The organism is Sphingomonas aerolata (genome assembly GCF_003046295.1).
Taxonomy (GTDB): domain Bacteria; phylum Pseudomonadota; class Alphaproteobacteria; order Sphingomonadales; family Sphingomonadaceae; genus Sphingomonas; species Sphingomonas aerolata.
Map to the genome: position 1 here is coordinate 617,994 of NZ_PZZN01000003.1, position 20,678 is coordinate 638,671.

The following is a 20,678-nucleotide window of genomic DNA, read 5'->3' on the forward strand; positions in this document are numbered from 1 at the left end:
CTAGGGGCTTAAGGTGACGTGAAAAGCGGCAGATCAAGGGCAAGTTGCGGTCGTAGGATCAGGCCAGCCTCGGTCAGGGTGGTGCGTGCAAGATTAATGGACAAGCGCTTGCGGCGTTCCATGGTTTCCTGATCCAGCGCATCGACGGTTCGCGTGACGGTAATATGACTACGCTCGATTCGCGACGCGAGCCAGTCGATGAGATCAGGCCGTGCATCGACGTTGCGGCGCTCGAACAGATGCGCAAGCAACAGGCGCATGAGCTCGTCGTCGGGTGCACCGATCGCCGCGATCGGGCTTGCGGCGAGGCGCGATCGCAGGTCGGGAAGCTTGACCTTCCATTCGGGCGGTGCCGCGTCAGCGACAATGAGCAACGGTTTCTGCTCTTCCTGGGCCTGGTTCCAGGCGTGGAAAAGCTGTGCCTCGGGTACGCGTTCGGCGTCGTCGATGATCGTCCCGCCACTCTTGGCCGCGAAGATCCGCGCGAGCAGGCTGCGGCCCGACTTTCGCGGACCGGTCAGGATGGCGGTCATCACCGGCCAGGTCGCCCAATGCTCCAGCGTCTGCGCCGCACGGACATTTGAAGGGGTTACGAGGAAGGCGTCGTCACGGGGATCCGCCGGCCAACCGAGCGGCAGCGCAATTTGAGTCATTCGGTCTGCGCTCACCCTGTCGTCGCATTGTCCGCGGGCAGGTCCGGCGGAAGAAGCTGTGCGGTCCGGCGGATCCGGATGGTCTGGCCCGAGCCGAATACCTGATAGCCGCGCGCTTCGAGCGCCGCCTTGAGCGCTGCCGGATCACCATCATAGGCGACACGCATCAGCGACACGCCGCCGAGTGCGAGGCTGGTCGTCGCGGCCGACCGGACGCCGGGAATCGCCCGCAGCGCCACCTCCGTCGAGGTAACGGCCGCCGCTGCGGGCGTATCGAACTGAACGGTGATCGACAGGCCGGTGCCCCCCGTCAGGACGGCCGTATTGGCGTCGGCCGTTTCGTCGACCGGGACGGTTTCGGTCGCAATCGGATCGGGCGCAGGTGGCGGCGAAAGGCTGTAGTCGACTCGCAGCGTGCCGTTCCGCCGCGCCTGCTGGTACAGGTCGTCGATCCGCTTGACGCCGGTGTCCATGAGCTGCGGCAGCCCGTCCGGAGTGCCGACACGCAGCGTGAAACGGCCGATCAGCGCGTTGTCGGGGCCATGACGTGCTTCGAACACCCCGATGACCGGGCCACCCGGCCATTGGCGATAGAGTGTGACGACCGGAACGAGAATGTCGCTGGCGCCATATTGATCGATGATCGTCCGCCACCATCCGCGGCCGGGCCGCTGCGTCTGGCCGACGTTCAACAATAGCGCGTCGGGACCCGACCCCGACGGGCGGACATAGTCGATACTGCTGTTGCCCGTCCGGTAGCGTGCCCAGGCCTGCTGCCATTCCGTCCGCTGTTCGAAGACCTGCCCGACACCGCCCGACCATTGGACCGGTATGACGAGCATCGGTTGCGACCGATCCGAATAAGTCGAGATGCCCAGGAGCGATCCCGCCCGAGTCCGATCGAACAGAACGCCGAGCTTGGCGACGTAACGCTGCGGCCCGATCTGTTCGTTCTCGACGACGATACCCGAAACCAGCGAATCGAGCGTGCCGTCGGACACCAGCGCGCCGCCCCCGCCCAGCCGATTCGACAACTGCACCCAGGCCTTGCGCTGCGCCAGTCGCCAGCCGCCATAGCGGGCAGCGTCGGCGGACGGGCCCGCGACGTCGACGATGACGCCGCTGACCTCGTACGCACTCCCGCTATCGACGGGCGCTGCGCCGCGGCTGCCGCCCTCGATCTGTGCGAGCACGGCCCCGCCGCCAAGCAGGAGCGCGGCGCCGGCAAGCGCGATGGGAAGGGCACGGATACGCATCACGCGGGCCTTTTGGCGAAGCAGACGTGGAAATCCAAGCGCGATGTGGCTAGCAGCACCGATCATGACCGATACGCCAGACACCGCCACGCCCTATACCTATGCTCAAGCGGGGGTTTCGATCGCCGCCGGCAACGCGCTGGTGCGCGCGATTGCACCGCTTGCCCGCTCGACGCGACGACCCGGCGCCGATGCCGATCTCGGCGGCTTTGGTGGCCTGTTCGACCTGAAGGCGGCGGGCTTCGTCGACCCTTTGCTGGTCGCGGCGAACGATGGCGTGGGCACCAAGCTGAAGCTCGCGATCGAATGGAACCGACATGACGGCGTTGGCATCGATCTCGTTGCGATGTGCGTGAACGACCTAATCGTTCAGGGCGCAGAGCCGCTGTTTTTCCTCGATTATTATGCAAGCGGCAAGCTCGACGCCGCGGTGGCGGAGCGCGTGGTCGCGTCGATCGCAGAGGGTTGCAAGACGGCCGGTTGTGCGCTGATCGGCGGCGAAACCGCGGAGATGCCGGGCATGTACGCGGACGGCGACTATGATCTCGCCGGCTTCTGCGTCGGCGCGGTCGAGCGGACCAACATGCTGACCGGCCGCGATATCGCGGCGGGCGATGTGATGCTCGGACTGGCGTCGTCGGGCGTGCATTCGAACGGCTTCTCGCTGGTCCGCCGTCTCGCCAGCGACCGCGGGTGGAAACTCGACCGGCCGGCGCTGTTCGATCAGGACAAGCTGCTGATCGACCATCTGATGGCACCGACTCGGATATACGTCGCCGGCCTGCTGCCGCTCCTGCGCGAACGCCGCATCAAGGGCCTCGCGCATATCACGGGCGGTGGGTTGCTCGAAAACATTCCACGGGTTCTGCCACAAGGCGTTCACGCAACCGTCGATGCGGATGCCTGGGAGCAGTCCCGGCTCATGGCGTTCCTTCAGGCGCAGGGTGCTATCGAACCGGAGGAGATGGCACGAACCTTCAATTGCGGCGTCGGCATGGTTGCGATCGTCGACGCGAACGATGTGACGATGATCACCGCTGCGCTGGAAGCCGCGGGCGAGACGGTATTCCCGATCGGGCGGATCGAGGCGGGGACACATGGCTGCACCGTGCGCGGTTCGGCGGGCACATGGAGCGCGCGCGCCGACTGGACCGCGACTCATGGCTGACAGAACGCGCGTCGGCGTGCTCCTATCGGGGCGCGGATCGAACATGATCGCGCTGGTTGAGGCGTCGCGCGCTGCGAACTGCCCTTATGAGGTGGTGCTCGTCGCGTCCGACAAGCCGGAGGCGGCCGGCATCGCATGGGCAAAGGCCGAGGGGATAGCGACATTTGCGCTGTCTCCCCGCGGGTTGGGTAAACCGGCCTTTGAGGCGGCGATCGATCGGGCGCTCCGGGACGCCGCGGTCGATGTCATCGCGCTGGCCGGCTATATGCGGCTGCTCTCCGACGGATTCGTCGCCGCATGGCGCGATCGGATCGTCAATATCCATCCCTCGTTGCTCCCCAAATATAAGGGGCTCGAGACGCATGCGAGGGCGATCGCGGCGGGCGATGCCACCGGAGGATGCTCGGTCCATCTGGTTACCGAGGAACTCGATGGCGGCGTCGTGCTGGGCCAGGCCGAAGTCCCGATTCTGCCAGCCGACGACGCGGACGCGCTGGCGAATCGCGTGCTGGCCGCGGAACATGCGCTATACCCCAGAACGCTCGCCGAGTTCGTGACACGATGAACGCCCTGTCGAAAGCAGACGTCTGATGAGCCGCGAAACACCGACCGAACGGCGTGAAGCCGCCGAAACGCGTCGCCGCTGGGTGACGCTGGCAGAGGTCCTCGCGGTCGCTGGCGTGCTCATCGCGGCACTCACGCTCTGGAGCAACTGGTCCGAGCGCAACGCGGACAAGGCCGAGAAGGCGAGCGCGCGTGCCAGCGAACAGCGCGAAAGCCGACGCTTCGAAATCCGAGCCGTCGCGGCGGAGAATGGCGATTCGCTGATGTTGCTGCGGGACGACAAGCACGATATCCAGACGGCGACGATCGCGTTCCCCTCGGCGCTGAGCGTCGAGCGCAAGGATGCCCTGACGGATCAGATCCAACGCGACTGGTTCGAAAAGGCCTTGCTGAAAGCCACCGACGGCGGCGCGGACGATCAGGCCGGGCGGCTGCCGGTCCTCATTGCCGTCACCTATACCGACGGCGATGTCTCGGGTTCGGCAAGCGGCATCTACGACGTGATCTGGCGCACGAAAGCCGGTGTGTTTCCGTTCGGCCGATCGCTGAAACTGGAGGGCTTGAAGCTCAGGCAACGTGGCGGCGATCAGGCTAGGCTAGACGCGTTATGGACACGCCAACAACGCTAACGAGGCACCTTACCCCTGCGACCGTCAGATTTCACGGGCGTAGACCGGATCGGTATACGGCGTCGTCCCGATCCTGAAGGGCCGGGTGCCGATCACGGAGAATTGCTGGCGTTCGTAAAAGGCGCGGGCGCGGGCGTTCAAGCCCCACACACCCAACAACACACGGGCGTAATCGCGCTCGGCCGCGTCAGCGAGCGCCCGGTCCATCAACGCGGCACCGAGACCTGATCCCTGCGCCTGCTTCATGAGGTAGATGCGGCGCAGTTCGATATCGCGAGGGCCGGTGTCGATAGGAAATGCAGGCTTCGTAAGTACGGAATAGCCGATCGGGGCATGGCCCGGCTCATATTCGGCGAGCGTCACGATCGTTGCCGGATCATCGAGCCATGCCTCGAAGACCGCGACGCTGTTGTTCCGCGTACAATGATCGACGATGTCGACGCCCGCAAATGCTGTTGCGTAGGCGTCAAGAAACGAGGCGGCTCCGACGAGCGAGAGGGCGGGCGCATCGCCCACCGTCGCGCGTCGCAGCCGCCAGAGCATCAGCCGACGATTTCTTCGGGCTTGAAGAAATAGGCGATCTCGATCTCGGCATTCTCGTCCGAATCCGAACCGTGAACGCTATTGGCTTCGATCGACTCGGCAAGCTCCTTGCGGATCGTGCCGGGTTCGGCGTTCGCCGGGTTGGTCGCGCCCATGATGTCGCGGTTGCGCTGCATCGCGTTGTCGCCTTCGAGAACCTGGACGACGACGGGGCCCGAGATCATGAACGAGACGAGCTCACCGAAGAAGGGGCGCTCCTTGTGCACCGCGTAGAAGCCTTCGGCCTGCTCGCGGGTCATCTGGATGCGCTTCGACGCGACGACGCGCAGGCCGGCTTCCTCGAGCATCTTGGTGACCGCACCGGTCAGGTTGCGGCGGGTGGCATCGGGCTTGATGATCGAAAAGGTACGGTTCGCGGCCATGATGGTCACGGGCTCCTGTGTTGACGGAAATAGGATGCGCGGCGCTTAGGCGCGGATCGGCCCCAAAGCAACGCCTATGCCGTCCAATTTCAGGCAGCCTGCTCCCAGCGGCCGGCATCGTTCTGTCTCCAGTACCGACGCTCGACACCGTCTCGATCGCCCAGCGTCTTCCATGCCAGCCGCGCCTCGCGAATCGCCTCTTCATCGAACACATGGAATACCCGCTCGAAATCGAGCGCCGCGTCCCGCCAGCGACCATCGACGATCGCAACGTTGCGCGCGGCGTTGGCCGTCGTCACGTCGCTGGCAATCAGAACGGGCTGTGCCGCGTCGTTACCTGCGCCGATATGTGCATGCGGCAGGAAGCTCTCCGGCGCATAGGACCAGAGGAGCCGATCGAGCGCGACACGCTGCGCCTCGGGTTCGGCGACAATAAGCAGGCGGCCGCCGGTCTGCACAACGCGCTCGGCGATTCGCGGAAGGACGCGGTCGAGCGGGGTGGTCAGGTGGTAGAAATCGACCTGCATTATGCTCATCCCCCGAGTTCAGACTGCCGCCCAAGTGCCCCCCCGTCATCCCGACCGCTGCCGGGATGACGGGATAGGTGACGTTCAGCCTTCGAAATTGTCGGCAACGAAACGGTCGAGCAGGCGCACGCCATAACCGGTCGCGCCCTTATCGTGGTGGGTTCCCGGCTTGTCCGACCAGACCATGCCCGCGATGTCGAGGTGCGCCCATTTCACGCCTTCGTCGACGAAGCGTTTGATGAACTGCGCCGCAGTGATCGACCCTGCGCCGCGCGGGCCGACATTCTTCATGTCCGCGATCGGCGAGTCGATCAGCTTGTCGTAGGCCGGCGACAGCGGGAAACGCCACAGCGTGTCGCCGCTGGCCGTACCAGCCGCAAGCAACTGGTCCGCCAGCGCGTCGTCATTGGCGAAGATGCCGCCATTCTCGGTGCCAAGCGCGACGATCATCGCACCCGTCAGCGTCGCGAGATCGACGATCGTCGTCGGCTGATGCGTCTTCTGCACCCAGGTTACGCAGTCGCAAAGCACCAGCCGTCCTTCGGCATCGGTGTTCAGGACTTCGATCGTCTGGCCCGACATCGACGTGATGACGTCACTAGGCCGCAGCGCCGCGCCATCGGGCATGTTCTCGACCAGCCCCATCACGCCGACCACATTGGCCTTGGCCTTGCGCGCCGCCAGCGCCTTCATCGCGCCAGCGACCGCCCCTGCCCCGCCCATGTCCCACTTCATGTCTTCCATGCCAGCGCCCGGCTTGATGGAGATACCACCCGAGTCGAACGTCACACCCTTGCCGACAAAGGCAAGCGTCGGGACGTCGGAAGCGGCTCCGTTCCACTTCAGCGCCAGCAGGCGGGCCTCGCGTCGCGAGCCCTGGCTGACGCTGAGCAGCGAACCCATGCCGAGTTCCGCCATCTGCGCTTCGTCTAGGACGGTGATTTCGAGCCCCAGCCCTTCGACGTCCTTCGTCACCTTCTCGACGAAGCTCTCGGGGTAGAGAATGTTCGGCGGCGACGTGACGAGCCACCGCGTCAGGTCCATGCCGCCACTTACCGCGGACTGGTCGGTCCATGCCGCGTCGGTGCCTTCGGGTGCACCGGCGATCGTGAATGTCGTCAAGCTCGGCTTCGACGTCTCGGCAAGCTTCGTGCGATACGCATCGTAACGCCATGCCCGCTGCAGGCCCGCTGCGGCGAACCGGGCGGCGGCCGCAGCACTCGGGGGCGTCCCGGCGGCACCCAGGTCGATCGTCACCGAGGTGGCGCCCGACGTCAGCAGGCGCGCGGTGACCGCACCGCCCGCTTTCCCCCAATCCGCATCGCTGCCCGCACCGACGCCAACGAACAGGAGCTGGCCTACCGTGTCCGCGACCGGAACGAAGACCTCGATGATCGCCCCCGCTTCGCCGGTGAAGCGGGCAGCGGCCGCGGCCTGCGTCGCTACCGCCTCGACGCCATTCCCGATCGCGGTCCATCGCGTCGTGGACAATGCGTCCTTGGCAACAGGCACGGCGAGAATGGCCGCATCGGGCTTGGCGACGGGAGTGAAATCGATCTGCATGGGGACCTCGAAAAACATTGAATAGACTGGGCTAGATGCCCCTAAGCTGATGCTGCGGAAGCGGCAAAGCAAGGTCGCGGCTGATCAAGCCTGTGGATAGCGGTGATCCGACGCACGGCGATTGCAGCAACGCGCGGACGATGCGATAGGCGGCGCGGTATGGCGGCGACCGGCCGCAGTTCCAAAAGGGGTTGGTTCGGATCGTGTTGCGTATCGACCTTATGGCGGGTTGCGCCCTGTCGCTCGCCTTGCTCGCATCGGGACTGCTTCCGGCGTCCGCGCGTGCGCAGGATCTCCAGGCGCGTCCGGCAGCGCCGCCCCTTCCGGAAACGCCGACATCGTCGACCCCAACGGATCCGGATCAGGTGCAATTCAGCGCCAGTGGTCTCGAATATGACACCGACGCCGACATCGTCACGGCAACTGGCGAAGTCCGCATGTTCCGCCAGGGCGATCGGCTGCGCGCCGACAAGGTGGTGTGGAACCGCAAGACGGGCAAGGTTCTTGCGACGGGCAATATCGCGGTCACCAACCCCCAGGGCGACATTGCCTATGGCGACTCGATCGAATTGACCGACTCGCTGAAAGACGGCGTGGTCGACAACATGCTGGTCGTGCTCGAACAGGGCGGCAGGCTGGCCGCCAAGCAGGGGACGCGCGAGGCTGATGGCACGGTCGAACTGCGCAGTGCCGCATATACGCCCTGCGCCGTCGTGAACACGGCCGGGTGCCCCAAGGAGCCGACCTGGAAGATCACCGCAGTCAGCGTCACCTATCGGCCCGACCGCAAGCGGATCTATTATGCCGGCGCGCGCCTGCACCTGTTCGGACTTCCCAGCCTGCCGCTACCCAAATTCTCGAATCCCGTCGGCGGGGGCAGCGACAGCGGGCTGCTATCGCCCAATGGCGGCTATAGCCGGGTCAACGGTTTCGAAGTCAGCATTCCCTATTATGTGAAGCTCGCGCCCAACCAGGGCCTAGTCGTCACGCCGCACCTCTACACCAGCGTCCTGCCGATGCTCCAGGCTGACTATTCCGCGCTGAGCACCAGGGGCGCGTTCAGCCTGCGCGCCTATGCGACTGAAAGCCGCCGAAGCGACGATCTGACCACGGCAAATTCGGCGGACACCAGCATGGCGTTCCGCGGCTATCTCGACGGCATGGCGCGCTATCAGCTGACGCCCAACTGGAGTGTCAGCGGCTCGCTCCGCCTGACGACCGACCGGACGTTCCTGCGGCGCTACGACATTTCGCGCGACGACCGGTTGCGCAGCACGGCCAGCCTCGAGCGGATCGACGACAGCAGCTATTTCGCGCTGACCGGCTGGTACGTCCAGACGCTGCGCGTCAATGACAGCCAGGGTCAGCAGCCGATCGCGCTTCCCGAGATCGACTATCGCAAGCGCTTCGACGATGGACTGGTCGGGGGCCGCGTCCAGCTCCAGCTCAACACGCTCGCGCTGACACGCACCGACGGACAGGACACGCAGCGCGCGTTCGCCAGCGCGCAATGGGATCTTCGGCGCCTGACGAACTGGGGTCAGGAAGTTACCTTCACGGCATTCGCCCGCGCCGACGCCTATAACACGAACAACACCGACGCGACCTCGATCGTCAGTTATCGCGGACTCGAAGGATTTCACAAGCGGGCGATCGGCGCAGCGGCCGTCGACGTGAAATGGCCTTTCATCGGCACGTTCCTCGGCGGCACGCAGCGGTTCACGCCGCGTGTCCAGCTCGTAGCCGCACCGAGCATTGCCAACACGCGCATCCCCAACGAGGATTCGCGGGCCGTCGACCTCGACGATACCAACCTGTTCGCACTGAACCGCTTTGCTGGGTATGACCGGTTCGAGGATTCCTCGCGCGCCACCTATGGCGGCGAGTGGGCACTCGACCTTCCGGGGATCGCCTTCACGACGAATATCGGACAGAGCTATCGCCTGGGTACGCGGCCGACGATCCTGCCCGACGGTACGGGGCTCAGCGACCGGTTCTCCGATATTGTCGGTCGCAGTGAGTTACGGTTCCGCGACTTTGTTTCGGTGGTGCACCGCTACCGGCTCGACAAAGACAGCCTGGCAATCCGCCGCAACGAGATCGACGCCACGATCGGATCGCGCGCGAGCTATGTGCTCGTCGGCTATCTCAAGCTGAACCGCAATATCGACGCCGCGATCGAGGATTTGCGCGACCGCGAGGAGATCCGCGTCGCCGGCCGTGTCCAGTTTGCCCGGTTCTGGTCGGCCTTCGGATCGGGGGTCGTCGATTTGACGAACAAGTCGGAAGATCCGCTGTCGGTCAGCGACGGTTTCAGCCCGATCCGCCACCGTGTCGGCGTGCAGTATGAAGACGATTGCCTGCGGCTTGGCGCGACGTGGCGGCGGACGTACAACGATACCGGTGATGCGCGGAAGGGGAACAGTTTCCTGCTGACGCTGGCCTTCACCAATCTTGGCCGCTAAGCCCGCATTCAGCTAAGCCAGGGTAGGCCGCGCGGCACGTGCGATGATACGCGATGATGGGATACCGACACCTTGAAGCATGATGTTCGACTGACGGCGCGTGGTGGCCGCGTAATCGGCGCTGTGGTCCTTGCCGCACTGACCGCAAGCGCCATTGCCCAGACCGCGCCAACGCCTGCGCCCGCTGGAGGATCCGGCCAGACCGTGTCCGATCAGAGCGTGCCCGACAATACCGGGCTTAATCTGCCGACGAATCTTCAGATCTTCGGCAAGGTTGATCCGAACGTCCGCAAGCCGACGGCGATCGTCAACGACTCCGTGATCACCGGCACCGACGTCGATCAGCGCGTCGCCTTGATCGCGATGGCCAACGAGGGCGCCAAGCTCTCACCCGAAGACCGCGACCGATTGAAGCTTCAGGTCCTGCGGCAGCTGATCGACGAGACGTTGCAGATCCAGGAGGCGAAGACCGCCGACATCACGATCACGCCTGCCGAACTCACGCAGAGCTATGACGCGGTGTCGAAGCGGTTCAACCGGACCCCTGCCACCATGGCGGCCTATCTGCGGCAGACCGGCTCGTCGGATCGCTCGCTCAAGCGTCAGATCGAAGGCGAACTGGCCTGGCAGCGCTATCTGCGGCGGCGCGTCGAGCCCTTCGTCAACGTCGGCGACGAGGAGGTCAAAGGCATCATCGACCGTCTCGAGGCGGCCAAGGGTACGGACGAGTTCAACCTGAAGGAAATCTACCTCGCCGGGAATGCGACGAACGGGCAACAGGTCTATGCCAATGCCCGCCAGCTGATCCAGGAAATCCAGAAGGGCACGCAGCCGTTCGAGTCCTATGCGCGGCAATTCTCCGAGGCGTCGACCCGCGCGGTCGGCGGCGATCTCGGCTGGGTTCGCGCATCGACGCTGCCGCCCGAGCTCGCCCAGGCGACGCAGTCGATGCAGGTCGGCCAGGTGGCCGGTCCGATTGAGGTGTCGGGCGGCTATTCCATCCTGTACCTGACGGACAAGCGCCAGGTGCTGACCGCCGACCCACGCGACGCGCGGCTCAGCCTGAAGCAGCTGACGTTGCGCTTCCCGCCCAACACCTCGCAGGCGCAGGCAGCAGCCCGTGCCGAGGCGTTCGCGAGGGCTACAAAGGATCTGCGTGGGTGTGGCACCGTCGAAAAGGTCGCCGCGGGCATCGGAGCCGACGTTGTCGACAATGATACTGTCCGAATCCGCGATCTTCCGCCGCAGCTTCAGGAAGTGATGCTCAAGTTGCAGGTCGGCGAATCGAGCCCGCCATTCGGGTCAGCCGAACAGGGCGTACGTGCCCTCGTCCTGTGCGGACGCGACGATCCGCAGTCAGGCAATCTGCCAAGTTCGGAACAGATCCAGGGACAGCTCGAGCAGCAGCGCGTCAATTTGCGCGCCCAGCAGAAGCTGCGCGATCTGCGTCGTGACGCCGTCGTCGAATATCGCTGATCCTGACATGCCGCAGTCGCGCCCCCTCGCCATCTCGATGGGCGACCCTGCGGGGATCGGACCTGAAATCATCGCCAAGGCTTGGGCCGCGCGTGTTGCGCACGATCTGCCCCCCTTCGTTGCGATCGGCGACATCCGGGCGATCGAGCGGGTCTGGTCCGGGCCCGTGGTCGGGATCGCGGATCCTGCCGAAACGGCCACGGTATTCGCCGGTGCGCTGCCGGTGCTGAGCGTCGAAGACGCGGGCGAGATCATGCCCGGGAATCCGGATGTCGAGGGCGCCCGTTGCGCCTTGCACGCGCTCGAGCTTGCGGTGGGACTGGCCAAGACCGGAGCAGCACGCGCACTGGTCACGGGGCCGGTATCGAAGGCAAAGCTTTATGCGATTGGCTTCACCCATCCCGGGCAGACGGAGTTCGTCGCTGAACGGTTCGGCGTCGCGGGCGAGAATGCCGTGATGATGCTCGCCGGCCCGTCGCTCCGTGTCGTGCCGATCACGACGCATGTACCGCTCGGCGACGTCGCGTCCCTGCTGTCGGTCGATCTGATCGTCGCAAAGGGGCGGGCAACGGCTCGCGGGTTGACGCGGAATTTCGGGATCGCGGCCCCGAGGCTCGCCTTTGCCGGGTTCAATCCGCATGCGGGCGAACAGGGCGCGCTCGGCCGTGAAGAGATTGATATCATCGCCCCGGCGATCGAGCTGCTGCGCGCGGAGGGCATCGATGCGACCGGGCCTTTTGCGGCGGATACCTTGTTCCACCCGCGCGCGCGCGCGACCTATGACGCGGCACTCTGCTGCTATCACGACCAGGCGCTCGTGCCGCTCAAGACCATCCACTTCGACGAAGGCGTCAACATCACGCTCGGGCTGCCTATCGTGCGCACCTCGCCTGACCACGGCACGGCATTCGCGATCGCCGGTAAGGACCTTGCCGAACCGGGTGCCATGATCGCGGCGATCGCGATGGCCGGCCAGGCATCTGATCGGCGTGCCGCGCAAAGCGCCGAAAGTCGATGATCGCCCCGGCAACGGCCCTCCCCCCGCTGCGCGAGGTGATCGCGCGGCACGGCCTCAATGCCAGCAAGGCGCTGGGGCAGAATTTCCTGTTCGACGGGCAATTGCTAGCACGCATCGCCGCCGTGCCGGGCGATCTGCACGACGCTGAAGTCCTCGAGGTCGGCCCCGGTCCCGGTGGGCTGACCCGCGCCCTGCTCGCGGCTGGCGCGCGTGTGACGGCGATCGAGCGGGATCATCGCTGCATTCCCGCGCTAGCCGAACTAGGGGAAGCATTCCCGGGGCAGCTAACGGTCATCGAAGGCGATGCGCTGGCGATCGACGCGCCGTCGCTGTTCACGACAAAGCCTCACATCGTTTCCAACCTGCCCTATAATGTCGGTACTGCCTTGCTGGTCGGCTGGCTGTCGGCGGATTGGGCACCATGGTGGCAATCGCTGACGCTGATGTTCCAGAAAGAGGTCGCCGAACGGATCGTCGCGACCACCAATAGCGACCATTACGGACGTCTGGCGGTGCTCGCACAATGGCGAAGCACGTCTCGGATCGCGATGCCGGTCCATAGATCGGCCTTCACGCCGCCACCCAAGGTCATGTCCGCGGTCGTCCACATTACGCCACAGGCTGCGCCCGAGTGTGTCGACTTCGCCCTGCTCGAACGGCTGACCGGCGCCGCATTTGGCCAGCGTCGCAAGATGCTCCGCCAGAGCCTGAAGTCGGTGCCTGGTGCTCTCGATGCGCTGGAGCGGATCGGGATCGATGGGACGCGACGCGCGGAGACCTTGTCGGTGCTGGATTTCGTGGCACTGGCGCGCGCTGCGAAGACGCGGCCGCTCACCGTCAGCGGCTGAAGTCGTTCCGCTCAGTCCTTGGCGGGGGTCGCGGGCTTTACGACCTGCGCAGTCGTGATGGGCGGACCCTTGGCGATGATCGCGGCAAGCTGCACGGCTTCGGGACACTGACCCTTGCAGATGGTGCGGATCTTGGCGAGGTTGTCGCGGGCCCGGAGGACCGCGCCCTTCATCACCAACGCACTGCCCTGCCCCTGCAACGCGGTGACGTCGTTGGGCTCGAGCAGCAGCGCCTCGCGGTAAAGGCGGATCGCCTTGCCCGGCAGTTCGCGTGCCTCTGCGACCCTGCCCAGTTCGACGAACGCCGCACGATTGCGCGGATCCACCGCGACCGCGGTTTCGAGCATGTCGGTCGCGCCGTCGAGATTGCCGGCCGCCTTGAGGCTTCGCCCCTGCGCTAGCAACTGCAACGACCGCGCATCAATCTGCGTGTCGGGCCGCTGGCCGCTCAGTGACGTCGATACGGACACGACCGTCAGCGCGGCGGCAACGGCAACGGTCGAAAAGCGCATGATGGTCTCCAGGCGGGGCACAGCGGGTTTGGCTAGCATGGGCTGATAAGGCGCGCGACAAAAAATCCGTCGGTTCCGTCGCGGCCCGGTTCAAGCCGAACCCCGTGGCCATGGACCGCGCCTGCTGGCAACGACAGCGGCGCGATCGTCCAGCCGGGATGCGCGCCCAGGAACCACGTCACTTGGTCCGTGCCTTCTGCATCGAGCAGCGAACAGACGATATAGACCAGCGCACCGCCCGGCTTGACCAGCGTTGCCGCGACCGACAGCACCTGCTGTTGAGTCGACTGCAATCTGGACACGCGGTCGGGCGTCAGGCGCCAGCGCGCCTCGGGATTGCGTCGCCACGTGCCTGTTCCCGAACAAGGCGCATCGACGAGCACGCCGTCCGCGCGGCCTGCCCATTCACTCAACGCCTCGATCTCGCGGGTCGGGTTGAGCAACTGCGTCTCGATGATCGCGGCGCCCGCGCGGGTCGCGCGCGGCGCCAGCCGTGACAGCCGGTTACGATCGGTATCGCAGGCCAGGACGGTACCCGTGTTCGCCATCATCGCGGCGAGCGCGAGCGTCTTGCCGCCAGCGCCTGCGCAGAGGTCAACGATCCTTTGGCCGGGCTTGGCCTGCATCGCGAGCCCGACGATTTGGCTGCCCTCGTCCTGGACTTCCAGCGCTCCCTCGTTGAACAGCGGCAATGCCTCGACGTTGGTGCCAGTCGGTAGCCGGATCCCGTCGGGAGCGTGCGGTGTCGCCTCAGCCTCGGGCAATGCGGCGAGCACGGCGGGACGATCCGCGATGAGCGTGTTGACCCGCAGATCGAGCGTCGCACGTCCTGCAAGATCAGTGAGTGCTGCACCGTCGAGACCCGATGCCCGCAACGCCTTGGTCAGCCATTGCGGCGCGACGCCGGCGCGTGCGCGCGGTTCATCCTTGCCGATCGGCGCTGGTGCATGAGTCGAGCCGTCGAAGGTCGCGGCGAGCGCGGGGTCGGCATCGGCCACCAGCAGCATCGCGGCACGACCGTTCTCGGGGCGATCCCCTGCCTTGCGGATCGCCGCATAGACGAGCTCACGCACGGCGCGACGGTCCTTCGACCCAGCGTAACGACGCGTGGCGAAGTAGCGGGCGATGAGCGTGTCGGCTGCCGCGCCACTCTCCCGGGCAGCGGCAATGATCTGGTCGAGCAGTTCGATCGCGGCCTGCGTCCGTGCCGACGGGGTCAAGGCCGGCCTCCCGGGATTGCGCAATATTGGGCAGTGATTTGGTAGGGGATCATCATCATCCCCTGCCCCTACCCCCTCCCGGACGCAGAAGGGAATGATTTCAGGTATCGGCTCGCCACATTCCCGGCCGGCGGGCCCTCCCGATCCCGTTGCGGCATCGGGAGGCGTCGATGCTAGCGTGTCGGGTAGTTCGGGGCCTCGCGGGTGATCGTGACGTCGTGGACATGGCTCTCCATCAGGCCGGCACCGGTGATCTGCACGAATTCCGCGCGTGCCTGCAGATCCGGAATCGTCGCCGACCCGGTATAGCCCATCGCTGCCTTGATCCCGCCGACGAGCTGGTGGACGACGTCACGTGCCGGGCCCTTATACGCAACCTGCCCCTCGATCCCCTCGGGAACCAGCTTCAGCTGGTCCTTGATATCGCCTTGGAAGTAGCGATCCGCAGACCCGCGACCCATCGCGCCGACCGAACCCATGCCACGATAGGATTTATACGCGCGCCCCTGGTAAAGGAAGGTTTCGCCCGGCGCCTCGTCCGTCCCGGCGAGCAGCGATCCGATCATCACGGTAGATGCGCCTGCAGCCAGCGCCTTGGCCATGTCGCCGGACGTGCGGATACCGCCATCCGCGATCACCGGTACGCCGGCCTTGTGACCGGCCTCGGCGCAATCCATCACGGCCGTCAACTGCGGTACGCCCACACCAGCGACCACCCGCGTGGTGCAGATCGACCCCGGACCGATGCCGACCTTGATGCCGTCCGCGCCCGCGTCGATCAACGCACGGGTGGCGTCGCCCGTCGCGACGTTCCCGGCAACGACCTGGACCGAGTTGGACAGTTTCTTCACCCGCTCGACCGCACGCCCGACGTCGCGATTATGCCCATGTGCCGTGTCGATCACGATCAGGTCGCATCCGGCGTCGACCAGCTGTTCCGTGCGATCGAAGCCCTTGTCGCCGACGGTCGTCGCCGCTGCGACACGCAGGCGGCCCGCTTCGTCCTTGGTCGCATCGGGGAACATGACGGCCTTTTCGATATCCTTGACCGTGATGAGGCCGACGCAACGATACTCGGCATCGACGACCAGTAGCTTTTCGATGCGACGCTGGTGCAGCAGCCGGCGCGCTTCCTCCTTGCCGACCTCGGTCGACACGGTTGCAAGATTCTCGTGCGTCATGAGTTCGCTGACCGGCTGTTGCGGGTTCCCGGCGAAGCGAACATCGCGATTTGTCAGAATCCCGACCAGCTTGCCATCCGACTCGACGACCGGAATGCCGCTGATCCGATGGCCGGCCATCAACGCCTGCGCTTCGCCCAGAGTGGCGGTCGGCTTGATCGTGATCGGGTTGACCACCATCCCCGATTCGAACCGCTTGACCTGACGGACCGCGACAACCTGTTCCTCGATTGTCAGGTTACGGTGTAGCACGCCGATGCCGCCGAGCTGCGCCATGACGATCGCCATGTCCGCTTCGGTCACAGTGTCCATCGCGGAGGACAGGATCGGAATGTTGAGGGCTATCCCCCGCGTTACCTGGGTCCGCGTGTCCGCCTGGCTTGGCAGCACGTCCGATTCCCCCGGATACAGTAGGACGTCGTCGAAAGTGAGGCCGAGGCGGATATCCATGAAAGCTGCCGATCCTGGGTGTGGGGTGGCGCGCCATGTAACCAAAGCGGGCGCGTACGGCTAGGCCCCTCTGCGAACGGCGTGCTATAGCCGGGCACTACACGCATGGGGGATATTCCGATGGGGTTGATTGTCGCCGGGCTCGCAGTGGCGCTGGTGCTGTTCTATTTGATGACCAGTATCAAGATCGTACGTCAGGGCTATCAGTACACGATCGAACATTTCGGAAGGTTCACCACGGTCGCAAGGCCCGGCTTCAATTTCTATCCGGCGTTTTTCTACCGCGTCGGGCGGAAGGTGAACATGATGGAGCAGGTGATCGATATTCCCGGGCAGGAGATCATCACCAAGGACAATGCGATGATATCGACCGACGGGGTCGTGTTCTTCCAGGTGCTGGATTCGGCCAAGGCCGCCTATGAGGTGTCCGACCTGTATCAGGCGCTGCTGCAGCTCACGACGACGAACCTTCGCACCGTCATGGGCTCGATGGATCTCGACGAGACATTGAGCAAGCGCGACGAGATCAATGCGCGATTGCTGAGCGTCGTCGACCACGCAACGACGCCGTGGGGCGTCAAGATCACCCGGGTGGAGATCAAGGACATCCGTCCGCCAGCAGACATCGTCAACGCCATGGGCCGCCAGATGAAGGCCGAGCGCGAGAAGCGCGCAAACATTCTGGACGCGGAAGGCTCACGCGCCTCGGAAATCCTCCGGGCAGAGGGCCAGAAGCAGGCACGGATCCTGGAGTCGGAGGGCCGCAAGGAATCGGCCTTTCGCGATGCCGAGGCCCGCGAGCGTGCGGCCGTTGCCGAAGCGTCAGCGACCCGGGCCGTGTCGCAGGCGATCGAGGAGGGCGGCGCGCAGGCGATCAACTATTTCATCGCGCAGAAATATGTCGAGGCAATCGGCAAATTCGCCACGTCGCCCAATGCGAAGACGATCCTGTTTCCCGTCGAGGCGACCCAGTTGATGGGAACGCTGGGTGGCATTGGCGAGATTGCGAAGGATGCCCTGCGCGACACGGTGCCGTCAGCCACCTCGGCAGCGAAGCCGTCACCCAGGGGACCATTTGAACTGTCGAACGCCAACGAAGTGCCGAAAAGCTAATGTATGGAGTCGGACCGGCCGTTGCATGGCTGATCGCTGCGCTGGTGTTGGGAATCGCGGAACTGGCTGTTCCGGGCGTTTTCCTGGTCTTTCTGGCGATCGCCGCAGCGTTCACCGGGGTGATGGCGCTCGCGTTTCCGGACCTGCCGGTCGCCGTACAGCTTGTAGCCTTCGCGGTCTGGAGTGTGGTCGCGGTCACGATCGGCAAACGATGGTATCGTGACTATCCGGTCGAGGGCGGGGATCCGCTGCTGAACGACCGCGCGGCGCGATTGATCGGCCAGATCGTGATCGTCGAGACGGCGCTCGTTGGTGGCCAAGGCCGTGTTCTCGTCGGTGACGGCAGCTGGCCCGCACGCGGGCCCGACGCGGCGGTCGGCACGCGGGTCAGGATCGTCGCGGTGATGGACGGCGCGGTGGCTGTGGAACCTCAGTAGACGGGCGTCGCAACGTCTCGGACGGCCCGTTTAATGTCGATGGCGGGACCGAGAAGGGCTCGACGCCCCATCCCGGTCCGGCACCCGCGAACCTACCGGGCCGCTCGGTTTGTCACGCAGCTTCGGTCACCTTCGGCGCCGCCTGCATTACGCTGGCATCGACATGCTCCGAGAACTGCGCGAAATTCTCGACGAACAGATCGACCAGCTTTGCCGCTGTCGCGTCATAGGCATCGGTATCTGCCCATGTCGTCCGCGGATCGAGGATGGCGTCGTCGACGCCCTGTACGCTCACCGGAACCTGAAACCCAAAGTTAGGGTCCGTACGAAATTCGGCAGTCTTCAGACTGCCGTCCAGCGCAGCGTTCAGAAGCGCACGCGTAGCCTTGATCGGCATCCGGCTGCCGACACCATATTTGCCCCCGGTCCAACCCGTATTCACCAGCCAGCAGTCGACCCCGCCGCGGGCGATCCGCGCTTTCAGGAGATTACCATAAACCGAGGGATGCCGCGGCATGAACGGAGCGCCGAAACAGGTCGAGAACGTCGCATCGGGCTCGGTCACGCCGATTTCAGTGCCGGCGACGCGGGCCGTATAGCCTGACAGAAAGTGGTACATCGCCTGATCCGGCGTCAGTTTGGCAATCGGCGGAAGCACACCATAGGCATCGGCGGTCAACATCACGATGTTCCGCGGAACCGGACCCATATTGTCCGCCGAGCTGTTGGGAATGAAGTCGATCGGATAGGCGCCCCGGCTATTTTCCGCGAGCGTGTGATCGTCAAGATCAAGCAGGCGCGTGGTGGGATCCATCACGACATTCTCGAGAACCGTTCCGAACCGCTTCGTCGTCGCGAAGATCTCGGGCTCGGCATCGGCCGACAAACGGATCATCTTGGCGTAGCAGCCACCTTCGAAGTTGAAGACGGCGGTATCGGACCAGCCATGCTCATCGTCGCCGATCAGCGTTCGGCTGGCATCGGCACTCAAGGTCGTCTTGCCGGTGCCAGAAAGCCCGAAGAACACCGCGGTATCGCCGTTTGCGCCCATGTTTGCCGAACAATGCATCGGCATCACTCCGGTCGGCGGCAGGAGGTAGTTGAGCAGGCCGAAGACCGACTTTTTCATCTCCCCGGCATATTTCGTACCCCCGATAAGGATGAGCCGATCGGTGAAATTGACCGCGATGACGGTTTCGCTGCGGCAACCATGCCGCGCGGGATCGGCCTGGAAGCTGGGCAGATCGATGATCGTATAGTCGGCTTGAAAGCCTTTCAGCGCCGACGCTTCCGGACGGACAAGCATCGTCCGGATGAAGAGATTGTGCCAGGCGAGTTCCGTGACGACGCGAACATTCACCCGGTGATCGGGTTGCGATCCGCCATATAGGTCCTGAACGAACAGCGTATTCTTCTGCGCCAGCGCGGCGTAGAAATCTGCCTTCAGTGCGGCAAAGTGCGCCGCAGCCATCGGCTTGTTGCTCTTGCCCCACCAGACGGTCGCGCCGGTTTCCGCGTCGCGGACGATGAACTTGTCCTGAGCCGAACGTCCGGTATGGGCGCCCGTTTCGACGACCAGGGGCCCGTCGGCGGACAGACGCCCCTCACCCCGGTCGAGCGCGGCTTCGACCAGCTGCGCGGTCACCAGATTCCAGTGCACCTCCGCATGTGTTTCAATTCCCTGCGCATCGAGCCCTGAGGCAGGGGTTCGCAAATCGGACACGGCATCTCTCCATAAGACACTTGCGCATACGTATGTATGTCGTTGAGGCTCGATCTAGGCGGGCCTGTGATCCGGGTCAATTCGACCGGAGGGCGTGCAACTCACGCCGCGGTCTGGTGTACCCCGGTTGAGTACGCTAGCACTTTGCCCTACGCAGCCCGAGATTTATCCCGGCGGGCGCCAAGAAGATGACAGCCAGACCATGACGGCAACGATCGCGCTCGTCGATGACGACCGAAACATCCTGACGTCCGTGTCGATCGCCCTTCAGACCGAAGGGTTTGTCACGCGGGTCTATTCGGATGGCGAGACCGCGCTGAAGGCCTTGACGGACAATCCCCCCGATCTGGCGATCTTCGACATCAAGATGCCCCGTATGGATGGTCTGGAACTGTTGCGGCGGCTGCGCGAAAAGAGCCAGATACCTGTCATCTTCCTGACCAGCAAGGATGACGAACTCGACGAGGCGCTTGGCCTTGCGATGGGGGCGGACGATTATATCGCGAAGCCGTTCTCGCAGCGATTGCTGATTGCGCGGGTCCGGGCGATCCTGCGGCGCGCGGAGTTGACCCGGTCGCCTGGCACGGAGACGGAGGCCGAGGCGGCCGGGCCGCTTGACCGGGGACGGCTCAGCATGGACCCGGCGCGCCACCGGACCCTGTGGGCTGGCGAACCCGTGACGCTGACGGTGACGGAGTTCATGATCCTCGAAACGCTCGCGCAGCGGCCGGGTATCGTCAAGACGCGCAACCAGTTGATGGACGCAGCCTATCAGGACGACATCTATGTCGACGACCGGACGATCGACAGCCACATAAAGCGGCTTCGTCGCAAGTTCCGACAGGTCGATCCAGATTTCGACGCGATCGAAACGCTGTATGGGGCAGGCTATCGGTTCTCCGAAGATTAG

At 64.8% G+C, this 20,678-nt stretch carries 20 protein-coding genes; 10 read left to right on the forward strand and 10 right to left on the reverse strand.

What is annotated here, in order from left to right:
- Positions 1-8: 8 nt before the first annotated feature.
- Entirely contained in the window at positions 9-653 is a 645-nt protein-coding gene (locus tag C8J24_RS15335; RefSeq protein WP_031439007.1) for a P-loop NTPase family protein, read from the reverse strand.
- Positions 654-664: 11 nt separating this feature from the next.
- Entirely contained in the window at positions 665-1,909 is a 1,245-nt protein-coding gene (locus tag C8J24_RS15340; protein ID WP_107933727.1) for a heavy-metal-associated domain-containing protein, read from the reverse strand.
- Positions 1,910-1,973: 64 nt separating this feature from the next.
- Between C8J24_RS15340 and purM the strand changes: the two genes are divergently transcribed.
- Genes purM through C8J24_RS15355 form a run of 3 tightly spaced genes read left to right on the forward strand, consistent with a single transcriptional unit; the run spans position 1,974 to position 4,270 of the window.
- Positions 1,974-3,077 carry a phosphoribosylformylglycinamidine cyclo-ligase gene (gene purM / locus C8J24_RS15345; protein ID WP_037528499.1) on the forward strand — a complete coding sequence of 368 codons (1,104 nt, stop codon included), beginning with the start codon at positions 1,974-1,976 and terminating at the stop codon, positions 3,075-3,077.
- A complete protein-coding gene (purN, locus tag C8J24_RS15350) occupies positions 3,070-3,642 on the forward strand; it encodes a phosphoribosylglycinamide formyltransferase (protein WP_107933729.1) in 573 nt (190 codons plus the stop codon). Before purM ends, purN begins: the two co-directional genes overlap by 8 nt.
- A gap of 25 nt (positions 3,643-3,667) precedes the next feature.
- A complete protein-coding gene (locus C8J24_RS15355) occupies positions 3,668-4,270 on the forward strand; it encodes a hypothetical protein (RefSeq protein ID WP_107933732.1) in 603 nt (200 codons plus the stop codon).
- 24 nt (positions 4,271-4,294) lie between these two features.
- Here C8J24_RS15355 and C8J24_RS15360 read toward each other — a convergent pair whose 3' ends face one another.
- The 4 genes from C8J24_RS15360 to C8J24_RS15375 form a co-directional block, all read right to left on the reverse strand.
- Positions 4,295-4,813, reverse strand: a complete 519-nt coding sequence (locus C8J24_RS15360) for a GNAT family N-acetyltransferase (protein WP_037528474.1) — start codon at positions 4,811-4,813, stop codon at positions 4,295-4,297.
- Positions 4,813-5,235, reverse strand: a complete 423-nt coding sequence (gene ndk / locus C8J24_RS15365) for a nucleoside-diphosphate kinase (protein WP_031439003.1) — start codon at positions 5,233-5,235, stop codon at positions 4,813-4,815. Before ndk ends, C8J24_RS15360 begins: the two co-directional genes overlap by 1 nt.
- An 89-nt stretch (positions 5,236-5,324) precedes the next feature.
- Positions 5,325-5,762, reverse strand: a complete 438-nt coding sequence (locus C8J24_RS15370; RefSeq protein WP_031439002.1) for a DNA polymerase III subunit chi — start codon at positions 5,760-5,762, stop codon at positions 5,325-5,327.
- Between the two features lie 84 nt (positions 5,763-5,846).
- Positions 5,847-7,325 (reverse strand): leucyl aminopeptidase, encoded by a 1,479-nt coding sequence (locus C8J24_RS15375; RefSeq protein ID WP_107934282.1) that lies wholly within the window; start codon positions 7,323-7,325, stop codon positions 5,847-5,849.
- Positions 7,326-7,546: 221 nt separating this feature from the next.
- Between C8J24_RS15375 and C8J24_RS15380 the strand changes: the two genes are divergently transcribed.
- The 4 genes from C8J24_RS15380 (at position 7,547) to rsmA (ending at position 13,132) form a co-directional block, all read left to right on the forward strand.
- The gene (locus C8J24_RS15380; RefSeq protein ID WP_208620993.1) at positions 7,547-9,790 is read left to right on the forward strand and encodes an LPS-assembly protein LptD; all 2,244 of its coding nucleotides are present in this window, start codon (positions 7,547-7,549) and stop codon (positions 9,788-9,790) included.
- Positions 9,791-9,862: 72 nt separating this feature from the next.
- Positions 9,863-11,266, forward strand: a complete 1,404-nt coding sequence (locus tag C8J24_RS15385) for a peptidylprolyl isomerase (RefSeq protein WP_107933736.1) — start codon at positions 9,863-9,865, stop codon at positions 11,264-11,266.
- Between the two features lie 7 nt (positions 11,267-11,273).
- Entirely contained in the window at positions 11,274-12,284 is a 1,011-nt protein-coding gene (gene pdxA / locus C8J24_RS15390; protein WP_107933738.1) for a 4-hydroxythreonine-4-phosphate dehydrogenase PdxA, read from the forward strand.
- Complete coding sequence (gene rsmA, locus C8J24_RS15395; protein ID WP_107933741.1) at positions 12,281-13,132, forward strand: 16S rRNA (adenine(1518)-N(6)/adenine(1519)-N(6))-dimethyltransferase RsmA; 852 nt, start codon at positions 12,281-12,283, stop codon at positions 13,130-13,132. The genes pdxA and rsmA overlap by 4 nt, the downstream gene beginning before the upstream one ends.
- An 11-nt stretch (positions 13,133-13,143) precedes the next feature.
- On the opposite strand, the gene C8J24_RS15400 is transcribed toward rsmA, so the two are convergent.
- From C8J24_RS15400 to guaB, 3 genes are all read right to left on the reverse strand, one after another.
- Complete coding sequence (locus tag C8J24_RS15400) at positions 13,144-13,644, reverse strand: tetratricopeptide repeat protein (RefSeq protein ID WP_107933743.1); 501 nt, start codon at positions 13,642-13,644, stop codon at positions 13,144-13,146.
- 32 nt (positions 13,645-13,676) lie between these two features.
- Positions 13,677-14,864, reverse strand: a complete 1,188-nt coding sequence (locus C8J24_RS15405; RefSeq protein ID WP_107933745.1) for an RsmB/NOP family class I SAM-dependent RNA methyltransferase — start codon at positions 14,862-14,864, stop codon at positions 13,677-13,679.
- 173 nt (positions 14,865-15,037) lie between these two features.
- The gene (gene guaB / locus C8J24_RS15410) at positions 15,038-16,495 is read right to left on the reverse strand and encodes an IMP dehydrogenase (RefSeq protein ID WP_031393400.1); all 1,458 of its coding nucleotides are present in this window, start codon (positions 16,493-16,495) and stop codon (positions 15,038-15,040) included.
- Between the two features lie 120 nt (positions 16,496-16,615).
- On the opposite strand from guaB, the gene C8J24_RS15415 reads away from it, so the two are divergent.
- A complete protein-coding gene (locus C8J24_RS15415) occupies positions 16,616-17,608 on the forward strand; it encodes an SPFH domain-containing protein (RefSeq protein WP_031438995.1) in 993 nt (330 codons plus the stop codon).
- Positions 17,608-18,045 carry an NfeD family protein gene (locus C8J24_RS15420; RefSeq protein WP_031438994.1) on the forward strand — a complete coding sequence of 146 codons (438 nt, stop codon included), beginning with the start codon at positions 17,608-17,610 and terminating at the stop codon, positions 18,043-18,045. Before C8J24_RS15415 ends, C8J24_RS15420 begins: the two co-directional genes overlap by 1 nt.
- 112 nt (positions 18,046-18,157) lie before the next feature.
- Here C8J24_RS15420 and C8J24_RS15425 read toward each other — a convergent pair whose 3' ends face one another.
- Positions 18,158-19,768 carry a phosphoenolpyruvate carboxykinase gene (locus tag C8J24_RS15425; protein WP_107933747.1) on the reverse strand — a complete coding sequence of 537 codons (1,611 nt, stop codon included), beginning with the start codon at positions 19,766-19,768 and terminating at the stop codon, positions 18,158-18,160.
- A gap of 202 nt (positions 19,769-19,970) precedes the next feature.
- Between C8J24_RS15425 and C8J24_RS15430 the strand changes: the two genes are divergently transcribed.
- The gene (locus C8J24_RS15430) at positions 19,971-20,678 is read left to right on the forward strand and encodes a response regulator transcription factor (RefSeq protein WP_031393404.1); all 708 of its coding nucleotides are present in this window, start codon (positions 19,971-19,973) and stop codon (positions 20,676-20,678) included.

Coding starts and splice junctions, on each gene's coding strand:
- rsmA (WP_107933741.1), top strand. CDS start 12,281: ATGATCGCCCCGGCAACGGCCCTCCCCCCGCTGCGCGAGGTGATCGCG.
- C8J24_RS15400 (WP_107933743.1), bottom strand. CDS start 13,644: ATGCGCTTTTCGACCGTTGCCGTTGCCGCCGCGCTGACGGTCGTGTCC.
- ndk (WP_031439003.1), bottom strand. CDS start 5,235: ATGGCCGCGAACCGTACCTTTTCGATCATCAAGCCCGATGCCACCCGC.
- C8J24_RS15360 (WP_037528474.1), bottom strand. CDS start 4,813: ATGCTCTGGCGGCTGCGACGCGCGACGGTGGGCGATGCGCCCGCCCTC.
- C8J24_RS15380 (WP_208620993.1), top strand. CDS start 7,547: ATGGCGGGTTGCGCCCTGTCGCTCGCCTTGCTCGCATCGGGACTGCTT.
- C8J24_RS15335 (WP_031439007.1), bottom strand. CDS start 653: ATGACTCAAATTGCGCTGCCGCTCGGTTGGCCGGCGGATCCCCGTGAC.
- C8J24_RS15415 (WP_031438995.1), top strand. CDS start 16,616: ATGGGGTTGATTGTCGCCGGGCTCGCAGTGGCGCTGGTGCTGTTCTAT.
- guaB (WP_031393400.1), bottom strand. CDS start 16,495: ATGGATATCCGCCTCGGCCTCACTTTCGACGACGTCCTACTGTATCCG.
- C8J24_RS15375 (WP_107934282.1), bottom strand. CDS start 7,325: ATGCAGATCGATTTCACTCCCGTCGCCAAGCCCGATGCGGCCATTCTC.
- C8J24_RS15370 (WP_031439002.1), bottom strand. CDS start 5,762: ATGCAGGTCGATTTCTACCACCTGACCACCCCGCTCGACCGCGTCCTT.
- C8J24_RS15430 (WP_031393404.1), top strand. CDS start 19,971: ATGACGGCAACGATCGCGCTCGTCGATGACGACCGAAACATCCTGACG.
- C8J24_RS15420 (WP_031438994.1), top strand. CDS start 17,608: ATGTATGGAGTCGGACCGGCCGTTGCATGGCTGATCGCTGCGCTGGTG.
- C8J24_RS15340 (WP_107933727.1), bottom strand. CDS start 1,909: ATGCGTATCCGTGCCCTTCCCATCGCGCTTGCCGGCGCCGCGCTCCTG.
- purN (WP_107933729.1), top strand. CDS start 3,070: ATGGCTGACAGAACGCGCGTCGGCGTGCTCCTATCGGGGCGCGGATCG.
- pdxA (WP_107933738.1), top strand. CDS start 11,274: ATGCCGCAGTCGCGCCCCCTCGCCATCTCGATGGGCGACCCTGCGGGG.
- purM (WP_037528499.1), top strand. CDS start 1,974: ATGACCGATACGCCAGACACCGCCACGCCCTATACCTATGCTCAAGCG.
- C8J24_RS15355 (WP_107933732.1), top strand. CDS start 3,668: ATGAGCCGCGAAACACCGACCGAACGGCGTGAAGCCGCCGAAACGCGT.